Consider the following 10,195-nt stretch of genomic DNA (forward strand, 5'->3'; position numbering starts at 1 on the left):
AAAAGAAGGCATTCCTTTTTAGGAAATAAAACTATAAGAGAATTTGAATTAGATATGTATAACCAGAAACTGGCAGCTTAGTCATTCAACTTAAAGTCCAATTTTTTGTTGCAAGTCCACTTTAACGAACAAGAAAAAAGTGAACTACGGAAAGAAGGATTTCCAATTTGATAAATAAAAATACGCACCACAACAATGGGTATAAAACATAGGGCGGACAGTAATTTCCGAAAGTTTTCGGCACTTAACAAGCTTGGTTTCGGGCGGACAGTTAAGAGCTTCGAAATGCCCTACGTTTCATACCCGAGCCGTTAGCCACAAGCTGAAAAAATGACAACCCAAAAACAAATATTATTAGCAAAAAAGACAGCTCTGTTTTCATTCGTAATCGGAACTTTAATATTTGGAATATATTTTTTGACGTCCAAATGGCAGTTACTTTTTGTTGGCTATGGATTTATAATTCTTGCTGGAATTTTTAACATCATCGTTCTGATAACAACTCTTACGAAAGCAAAGAATGATTCTGAAAACCGGAATAAACTTCTGAAAACGAGCGGGCTAATATTGTTGAATATTCCTGTTCTATTCGTTTATGTCTGGATTGCAATGATTTTGATTGGGAATATGCGAATTACTTTTAAAAACACGACTGAAAACAAACTCACGGATATCGAGATTTTTGGTTGTGAAACCGAACGAATATCTGAATTAGAACCAAATGAAAGTAAAACAGTTTGGGTTGGAATTACAGGAGATTGCTCTATTAGTTTAAAGTATCAAGAAAACGGAGAAAGTAAAAATGAGATTGTGGCTGGATATGTGACTGGTGGAATGGGACAAAAAATGAAGCACAATATTGGTGGAGAAAACATTTTGGAATTTTAAAAATAATAAAGCCAGTGGCTAACAACGTGTAAGCGCAATAACGGCTGAATTTCCTAATAGGAAATTCAACTCGTTTTGCTAAATTAGGTGCGTCAGCGGAAAGTACTCGCGCACTTTCCCGTTACTGACGCTTACACAAGACCGTTGGCGGTAATTAGACCGTACTTATATAAATATATTACTGAATGAAAAAAATAAAATGGAAATTGGACATTGATTGGAAATCAAAACTTATTGACCTTCTAATTGTAATAATCGGCATCACAATAGCTTTTCAGCTTAATAATTTCAATGAATCCAACAAATCAAATGCGCAGGAAAGAGACTATTTGAGAAGTTTCTATGAAGAAAACAGAGATAACGAATTAGCCCTTTCTTTAGCTTATGAATTTGCACTTAAAACTAAAGATGATATTGATACCCTTAAACAAATTCTTCTTTCAAAAAATTATAAAGATAGTAGGATTAAAAACCTATCAGCCAATATGATGGCATTATCTGACTTTAATCCATCTTTAGTAACAATGGAAAACATTACTGAATCAGGTGAATTTAAACTAATTAGTGATTTAGAATATAGAGAGAAATTAATAGACACTTATAATTCATACAAAACTACATCCCAATTAGAGAGTATACTATCTGACTATGTAAATGAATATGTCACACCTTTTTTCTTTAGGAATATAAGGTTCAGTGATTTTACATCACTCAATAATAATTTTAAAGAAAATCCTGAATTTGAAAATATTGTCATTGGATATGACGCTCTTTTAACTCAAAAGCTAAAAGGATATGAAGAGAACTTGGAAAAACTAAAAGGGTTAAATCAATTATTAACTACCGCCAACAATATATATACAAAATAGGTGTGATAGTAGTAAATTCAACGGTTGTAGCCCGCTTCAAAATTGTAACGGTTTGATAAGTTTGAAGCCCGAAATTGCCTACTTTGCATATACTCAACGTTGGCAAACATATTAAAACACATCGAATTTCAAGAACTAAAATTATGAAAAAACAATTTATAAAAATATCAATAGTTGGAATAATTATCGCAATTTCAGCTTGCAATAACCATTCTGGACCAAAACAAGGTAAAAAATCACTTAAATATAAAGAGACATGGGAATCTCTTGCTGGCATTGAAAAAGAGCCTGAGTGGTTTAAAGATTCCAAATTGGGCATATACTTTCACTGGGGGGTATATAGTGTGCCTGCCTATGGTAATGAGTGGTATCCAAGATGGATGTATTTTCCTGATAGAGGAGAAAAATGGGGAGGTAAAGTTTATGCCCATCATGAAAAAACTTATGGCTCTATAAAAGATTTTAATTATCATGATTTTATCCCAATGTTTAAGGCAGAAGAATTTGATGCCAAAGAATGGGCGTTATTGTTTAAAAATGCGGGAGCCAAATTTGCCGGGCCAGTTGCACAACACCATGACGGCTTTGCCATGTGGGATAGCGAAGTAAATCCTTGGAATGTAAAAGATATGGGGCCCAAAATAGATATTACAGGAGAATTGCTGCAAGCGTTAAAAAAGGAAGGACTTAAAACAATTGCTACTTTTCATCATGCCAGAGTAGGTCAGAAATATGCTAAAGACTCAACCAATTGGGCAGGAAATGGACCAAATATAGGTAAGAAGAGTCATTATCCATATCATCCAGAATATATTACTTCGAGTACTGACCCAAAAATAAGGAAGCTATATGGAAATATGGAAGAAGAAGAGTTTAATGAATATTGGTTGGCACAGGTCAAAGAGGTAGTTGATCAATATGCTCCCGATATTCTTTGGTATGACTCATGGCTGGATCAAATTCCTGAAAAATATCGTCAGAAAATGGTCGCCCATCATTTTAATACGGCTACCATTAGAAAGCAGGAACCTATTGTAATTAGCAAACAAGAAGACTTGCCAAGAGATATTAGCTTACTTGATATTGAACAAGGTGGTAAAACTGATATGTCTGATGACTATTGGATGACGGACATTACAATTAGTAAAGGATCATGGTCCTATATCAAGGGTCAGAAATATAAAAGCGCTTCATTATTAATAAGAAATATGATAGATGTGTGGAGCAAAAGGGGGATTGTTTTATTAAATATCTCTCCAACGGCTGATGGTGTTATTAATAAAAAACAAAGAGATGTGCTAAATTCGATAGGAGAATGGATTTTACTACACCAAGAGGCGGTATACCAAACACGGGCTCATTCTATTTATGGCTATGGTGCAGCCAAATATAAAAAAGGACATCATGGCGGACAATCAGCAAGCATGGTTTACAATCAAAACGATTATAGATTTACCAAGTCTAAAGATGGAAAATCTATTTTTATATATGTTTTAGGACTTCCTGAACCTCTATCGACCCTTGAAATAAAACATGTTTTTGAAACTAAAAAACAAATTGATATAAAAGAAGTTTCAGTAGTTGGAAGCAATGTACATCTGGAATGGTCTTTAGAAGGAGAAAAATTGATATTAAAAACTCCTAAAGCTACTGACATGAATGAAATAGCAACTGTGTTTAAGGTGGAAATAGAATAATCATTGATTTAAAATTAGGAAAACAATCATACGATTTGCCAACAAAAAATATACGCAATGCGGGGTGATGTAAATAATTTTAAGCTTAAAACATTTAATAAACATTGTGGCGGCTTGATAACTTGGAGCTTTGAACTTCCGCACTCCGCATATTCAATCCGTTGTAGCCAATTTTGGCTCGTCCTTAAATTTTGGTAAAGTAAAGAACTTTTATTATTTTTATTAAGTATATTAAATTCAAAACTATGAAACACAACAAACTCTTTTTATATATAATAGGTATACTATTACTAGCAAGTTTTAAAAACTCCTATTCACAAACAACCTATAACGTTACATCAACGAATTTAGAAGGTCCTGGCTCTTTTTTACAAGCCATACAAGATGCTAATGCTAACCCAGGAGAGGACATTATTCAATTTTCTGCAGGGTTAACTGTAGATGCTATTACGCCAGGATTCAGTCTAACAAATCCAGACATGGCAATAATTCTCGAATCTGTAGTCATTGAAGGTAACGGAAGTTCTATTAATGCAAAACAATGGTGGATTGCTGCGGATGGTACTACAAATCCATTAGCCGCATGCCCGGGATCCATTGAAAGTACAACAATTATGTTAAAAGCACCAACGTTTTTAAGAGTTGGAACTATTAATCAGGATAATTCTGCTATTACTGTAACCATAAAAGATCTTTCAATTAAAGAGTTTAATGGTGTTGCGCAAATATATGAAAATGCAACTTTAAATTTGGAGAATTTTAAAGCTAGCGATATTTGGGCTACTAATAATTGTCCAAGTGGCACAACTGGTATGATGTCAGTAGCTAGTGGCGGTTCATTGTCTATAAAAAATTCATCTTTTCAAGAATCTATAAATTGGGAGACCACACCGGATTTAACTGCAACAATTATCTCTGAGCCAAATGCAGGAAATTTAACAATTGAAAATAGTCTTTTTTACGATTTAAACAAACAAAAACACTACGCAATTAATTGGGAAGGTTCTGGTTCTGCTGTTGCTAATATTGTCAGCTCAAGGTTTTTAGGTGCTGGTGGTTTAAAAATATCTGGTGGTACTACCACAAATATTGTTAATTCTACTTTTGTTTTATCAGATGGATTAGGCGTGTTAAATTACGGGGAACGTATTTGGAATAATTCAAATGGCCCTATGAATATTATTGCTTCTTCAATTAGATTTAATGGCAATGAATGTAACTTGGAATGTTCTAGTTTCTCTGTTAATTCATTAATCCATAACAGTTCTTCTGGTTCACTTAATTTTATAGAATCAGCTATTGGCTTTAACTTCCCATCAACTACAGGAACAATTTTGCTCACTTTAGAGGGTTCAAATATTACAGCTGATGGAGCTACATGGATTGAGCCTTCAGTAAGTCAAGATGCTGCTGCCTTAAAAACCATTACTTCACAACCAAATTTACTTACGAATTTAAATGGTTTTGAACCGCAAGTAAACACCAGCATAGTATTCTTAGATGCTGAATTTGTTAAACCTGCATTTCCAGGAGAATTGATTGATGTTGTTAATACTACTTTAACCAATCCTATAACAAATCAGCCAATTACTTTAGACCCAATTGGCAATGATAGATTTGATGGTAATGGTTTTCGTGATATTGGCGCCATTCAATTATCAGTGGCTCCATTTTTGAATTTAAGCTCCATAGGGAATGAATCTGCAACCCTTAACTGGAATGAACCTGTCCACCATGATGGTTATTCAATTATAAGATATGAGGTATCATATATAGAATCAGGTGGCTTTACTCCTACCATTGTTACAGTCAATTTACCTAATCTAACAACTACAATAAATGGTTTAACAAATGGTACTGAATATGTGTTTTCAGTTAGAGCTGTTTATGATAATGGTGGTTCTGAATTAAATGGTCCATACTCTAATAATGTAACGGATACACCGTTTGGAACTCTGAATGCTCCTACACTAATTGCTACACCAGGAGATCAACAAATAGACCTTTCTTGGAATCTTCCTGATTTAGGCGGTCGTACATTTCAAAATTATGTTTTATATTGGAAAGAAAGTAGTTCTTCAACTTGGGATACTGTATATGTTATTACAGACCCAAATGAAACTACAAGAACTGTAAGCGGCTTAGTAAATGGCACCACTTATGAGTTTAGGATTAATGCAAGAGCTTCAGACGAGATTAGTGTGTTTAATACTACTACTGCTACACCTGATTCTGGACTAGGAATTGAAGAGCTATCAAATAATGTGGTTTCTTTTTATCCTAATCCAGTTAACGACGTTGTAAATATTAAATTAGATGAAAGCTTTAAAGCTAAATTGTTTAACATTAGCGGTAAATTGGTACTTGAAGTAAATAATAAAAAACAAATTGATATTTCATTCTTAAGTAGAGGTGCTTATATTTTAAAAATTGAAAGTGAAAACAAAATTTATTCGGGTAAAATTTTAAAGGAATAAAAGCACTGAAAAACTACAAGATGACATTGATTTAGCAAATTAACTGGCTACAACAAGGTATAAAAGCAATAGCGGTTCAGGTATAAACTTGAACCGTTTTTTGTTTTAATTCAGTATCTTCCTACCCGAAAGATGGTAGCTTTTAGTTAGCTACTGCTCTTATACTAAACGTTAGTAGGCATTAACCAAAATCAAGATTATGAAAAAATACTACCTTACACTTGTCCTTTCCTTTATAATCAGTATTGTTTATTCACAGGAAACCAAAAAGGATTATTCGGAAGCTTTTAAACTCGTAGAGGTCTGGTTAGAAGCACAAAAAGATTTCGACAATTTGCCAGGTTTAACTGCAATTGTAATTGAGGATCAGAAAGTACTTTGGTCAGGTGCAGTTGGTTTGTCTAATGTAGAGCAGAATGTCAAAGCCGAAGCATCAACACTTTGTAGTATTTGTTCAATTTCCAAGCTGTTTACTTCAGTTGCAATTATGAAATTGTACGAAGAAGGAAAACTTCGTTTGGATGATCGTATTAGTGACATACTACCGGCTTATAAACTTGAACAGAAATATTTAGAAAGTGGTCCCATAACTATTAGAACATTATTGACACATTCTTCTGGGCTACCAAGAGAAGCAGCCTATCCATATTGGACTGGGCCAGACTTTCCTTTTCCAACCAAAGCGCAAATCGATTCAAAATTAAGCGAACAAGAAACGCTCTATCCAGCCTCTACCTATTTTCAATACAGCAATCTTGGACTTACTCTCTTAGGAGAAATAGTAGAAGAAGTATCAGGAGTTCCTTATGATGAATATGTCCAACAAAATATTCTGAAACCGCTTGGTCTTTTTGATACCCGAACAGAACTACCTGAGCAGTTGTATGGAACCGAACTTGCCATTGGGTATAGTGCAATGACAAGAAGTAGAAAACGTGAAAAAGTAAATTTCTTTCAGGCCAATGGAATTACTCCGGCTGCTGGGTTCTCTTCAAATGTGCAAGATTTAGGGAAATTTGCTTCTTGGCAATTTCGATTAAGAGATAGTACAATTACGGAAATTTTAAAGCCTTCCACTTTAAAATATATGCAAAATGTGCATTGGACAAACCCTGATTGGAAGACCACTTGGGGTTTGGGTTTTGTCGTTTATAAAGGAGCAGATGGCAATACATGGGTTGGTCATGGTGGGAGTTGCCCAGGATATAGATCAACACTTCAAATTGACTTAAAGAATAAAAGAGCATATTCTGTTATGATCAATGCTAATGGAACTAACCCAGCAAAATATGCAAATGGAATAAATGCAATTATTAAGAAAGTGAAGACTCCAAAGAAGGAAGAACCAACAGATGAAAGAATTGAAAAGAAAAACCTACAAGAATATGTTGGCTACTATAGCCCAATGCCCTGGTGGAGTGAAGTGTTCATATCAACTTGGGAGGGAAAGTTAGTTACGCTCGAATTACCATCAGAAAAACCAGGAGATTCCATGACTTTTTACAAGCATATAGAAGGAGATACATTTCGGAGAATTAGGGATGATGAAGAATTGGGAGAGACACTCGTCTTTGAACGAGATAAGAATGGAAGAATCATTAATTATAGACAACATGGAAATTACTCAAAGAGAATAGACAGATAAACAAACGCCTACTAACATTATGTATGAAATCATAGCTGCACAAAGCCTACAAACATACCAAAGCTACAATTCATACATTTAGCGTTGTGTATAATGTTGAATTAGCTATAAATTTAAATAACACATTATGAAAAATTTAATTTTTGCAATCACCTTGATTTTAAGCATTAACGTTTGTGCTCAAAACGAAATCGAAAACACTAACGTCTTTGTACGAGTTTACGATTTTCAAGGTAAAAAGATAGGTAAAGGAAAAATTCTTTCAATTTCAGAAACGTCACTTCAATTATACAGAAAAGGAGAATCTGTGAAAGTTATGGTAAATGGTATCGGCTCAATTAAAACTAAGCATTCAGCAGGAAACAATGTCCTTGTCGGTGCAGCAACCGGTGCAACAACAATGGCAATTTTAGGAGCTGCTACTGCTGACCCAGATGCTTGGATATTTGCATATACAGCAGGAGAAGGAGCAGCCGTAGGAGCTCTTTTAGGAGGGACTGCCGGAGCAGTAAGTGGAGGAATTAGTATTCTTTTTAAAAATTCTAAATCTTATGATATAAACGGAGATATGGAAAAATGGAAAGCATTTAAAGAAATGATAATTAAATAATTAATAAATTGATTTTGTGAATTATACACTATACACAACAATGGCTATAAGTAATTGCTTGTTCTCGCCTACTTCTGAAAATCCTCGCGGATTTTCAGTTTGGTGTGTACTTGCAAAGTTATGTGCTAACCCACGCAACTACTCATAGCCCAACCGGTTGTATGCAAGCTGACAAACGAAATGTCTATAAATAACCAATGCTAAAATATTATAATATGAGAAAAATAAGTTTTGTTATATTTTTACTAGCCTTTGCTTTTACTGTAAAAGCACAGGATGGTTTTAGAGCTGAAGTTAATATTGGCCTACCAATAGGGGATTATCGTGAATTCTATAATTTCTCACTTCAAGGAAACATATATTACCTTTGGGAAACATCGGAAAACTTTAATATTGGACTAACTACAGGAGCATTAGTGTTTCTTGGAGATGCTTCAGAAGATTGGTGTGATGGATGTCTATACGATGACTATGAGCCAGAACTATATATACCCTTAGCATTAGCTAGTCGAGCAAATCTTTCAAAAGGATTTTCTATTGGATTAGATATTGGTTATGCGTTTTTTGTTCATGTGTTTGATGACGGAGGAGGACTTTATATTCGTCCAGTTATTACTTATAATTTGAAAGAAAAACTAGCATTAATAGCTTCTTATACAAATATTAGTGAAAGTGGATATAGTGCTGCGACAATTAATCTAGGGGTTAACTTCGGATTTTGAATTTAATAAAGCCAGCAGGTAACAATGTGTAAAAATAATTGCTTGGTTCTAGACTAATCGGAAAATCCTGCGGATTTTCCTCTGGTTCGTTCAATTTTTACTAAGTTAGTTACTTAAACACGCAACTATTCTTACACGGACACGTTACCTGCAAGTTGAAAAACCGAACCGACTAAAAATTGAATACTGAATAAAATATGAGTAAAAGACTTTATCTGAATTTATTTTTGAGTTTACTCATTTTACTTTTTGGCTACAATTTTGCATCTGGACTTACCGACTTTTGGACAATCAGAATTATTAATATTTTGGCAATTGTTTTAGCAGGATTTTTCTTGATTAAATTTAATCCAAACTTGCTTCCGAAAAAAGAAAACTCAACTTTCCGCATTATATACATTTTCCCAATTATTATCGGAATTATCGGTCTCTTTTTGGCAACTTATTTTATTCCATTATTAGTTTATAATTTAATGGAATGGCAATGGACTGACAAAATTAGACCAACGCAGTCTGAATTACCAAGATTTTTACTTTTACTCACTGTTTGGGCATTTTTGGAGGAGATATACTTTCGTAGAATTATATCGCAGAAATTATTTAACGAAAAAGGATTTTCTAAAGCAATTTGGATTTCTGCTTTAATTTTTAGTTTTGCTCATATTTTTTCAGAAAATGGTTTATTTGGACCTTTTGTTGGAGGAATAGTCTTGGGTTATATTTATTTAAAGACAAGAAATATTTGGTTAAGTTTTTTAACGCATTTAGCTTTTAATCTGACAAGCTTTTTTCTATCACCAAAGCTAACTGAAAACATTGCCAATTTTAATTCTTATCAAAAAATATCACTTATAATAATATTAGGTTTCGGACTGATTGTGGCTATGTTTTTGATTATAAGAAAACAGACAAATAATAAACAACCGGAATTAAAAACCAGCAGGTAACACCGTGTATAATTAATTGCTTTGCAAGTGCTTATCTGGAAAATTCCTTCGGAATTTTCTCGCGTTCGTTTTTGTTTACTAAATTAGTTGCTTAAACACGCAACTAACCATACACAACAACGTTGTAGCCAATTTTGACCCGTCCTGAATAAAGGCTACATAATTTTAAACATTATGTACAAAAATGACAAAGTAATCAGACGGTATTCAGAACCTTTTAAACTGAAAATTTTAGACGAACTTACAACAGGAAAATTAAACAAGTATCAATTAGGTAAGGCTTATGGAATTGCACCAACCACCATTAATGAATGGATTAGAAAGTACAACCGTAAAGACC

The 10,195-nt window shown here is 33.8% G+C and carries 8 protein-coding genes; all 8 read left to right on the top strand.

Annotated elements, in window-relative coordinates; all coding sequences use genetic code 11:
• The first annotated feature begins 330 nt into the window (after positions 1-330).
• Positions 331-888 (top strand): hypothetical protein, encoded by a 558-nt coding sequence (locus K7G79_RS14265; RefSeq protein WP_223552277.1) that lies wholly within the window; start codon positions 331-333, stop codon positions 886-888.
• A gap of 185 nt (positions 889-1,073) precedes the next feature.
• Positions 1,074-1,757 (top strand): hypothetical protein, encoded by a 684-nt coding sequence (locus K7G79_RS14270; RefSeq protein WP_223552278.1) that lies wholly within the window; start codon positions 1,074-1,076, stop codon positions 1,755-1,757.
• Positions 1,758-1,900: 143 nt separating this feature from the next.
• Positions 1,901-3,454, top strand: coding sequence for an alpha-L-fucosidase (locus K7G79_RS14275; protein WP_223552279.1), 1,554 nt, complete (start codon positions 1,901-1,903; stop codon positions 3,452-3,454).
• Positions 3,455-3,699: 245 nt separating this feature from the next.
• Positions 3,700-5,931 (top strand): fibronectin type III domain-containing protein, encoded by a 2,232-nt coding sequence (locus K7G79_RS14280; protein WP_223552280.1) that lies wholly within the window; start codon positions 3,700-3,702, stop codon positions 5,929-5,931.
• 334 nt (positions 5,932-6,265) lie between these two features.
• Positions 6,266-7,576, top strand: coding sequence for a serine hydrolase (locus K7G79_RS14285; RefSeq protein ID WP_255575997.1), 1,311 nt, complete (start codon positions 6,266-6,268; stop codon positions 7,574-7,576).
• A gap of 127 nt (positions 7,577-7,703) precedes the next feature.
• Positions 7,704-8,186 (top strand): hypothetical protein, encoded by a 483-nt coding sequence (locus K7G79_RS14290; protein WP_223552282.1) that lies wholly within the window; start codon positions 7,704-7,706, stop codon positions 8,184-8,186.
• A 215-nt stretch (positions 8,187-8,401) separates the two neighbouring features.
• Positions 8,402-8,908 (top strand): transporter, encoded by a 507-nt coding sequence (locus K7G79_RS14295; RefSeq protein ID WP_223552283.1) that lies wholly within the window; start codon positions 8,402-8,404, stop codon positions 8,906-8,908.
• Positions 8,909-9,105: 197 nt separating this feature from the next.
• A complete protein-coding gene (locus tag K7G79_RS14300; protein WP_223552284.1) occupies positions 9,106-9,855 on the top strand; it encodes a CPBP family intramembrane glutamic endopeptidase in 750 nt (249 codons plus the stop codon).
• Positions 9,856-10,195: the final 340 nt, after the last annotated feature.

This window comes from Aestuariivivens sp. NBU2969 (assembly GCF_019931125.1).
Classification (GTDB): Bacteria; Bacteroidota; Bacteroidia; order Flavobacteriales; family Flavobacteriaceae; genus Aestuariivivens; species Aestuariivivens marinum.

What these genes read in the sequence shown, in the direction of transcription:
- K7G79_RS14265 (WP_223552277.1), top strand. Translation starts at nt 331, where the DNA reads ATGACAACCCAAAAACAAATATTATTAGCAAAAAAGACAGCTCTGTTT.
- K7G79_RS14270 (WP_223552278.1), top strand. Translation starts at nt 1,074, where the DNA reads ATGAAAAAAATAAAATGGAAATTGGACATTGATTGGAAATCAAAACTT.
- K7G79_RS14275 (WP_223552279.1), top strand. Translation starts at nt 1,901, where the DNA reads ATGAAAAAACAATTTATAAAAATATCAATAGTTGGAATAATTATCGCA.
- K7G79_RS14280 (WP_223552280.1), top strand. Translation starts at nt 3,700, where the DNA reads ATGAAACACAACAAACTCTTTTTATATATAATAGGTATACTATTACTA.
- K7G79_RS14290 (WP_223552282.1), top strand. Translation starts at nt 7,704, where the DNA reads ATGAAAAATTTAATTTTTGCAATCACCTTGATTTTAAGCATTAACGTT.
- K7G79_RS14295 (WP_223552283.1), top strand. Translation starts at nt 8,402, where the DNA reads ATGAGAAAAATAAGTTTTGTTATATTTTTACTAGCCTTTGCTTTTACT.
- K7G79_RS14300 (WP_223552284.1), top strand. Translation starts at nt 9,106, where the DNA reads ATGAGTAAAAGACTTTATCTGAATTTATTTTTGAGTTTACTCATTTTA.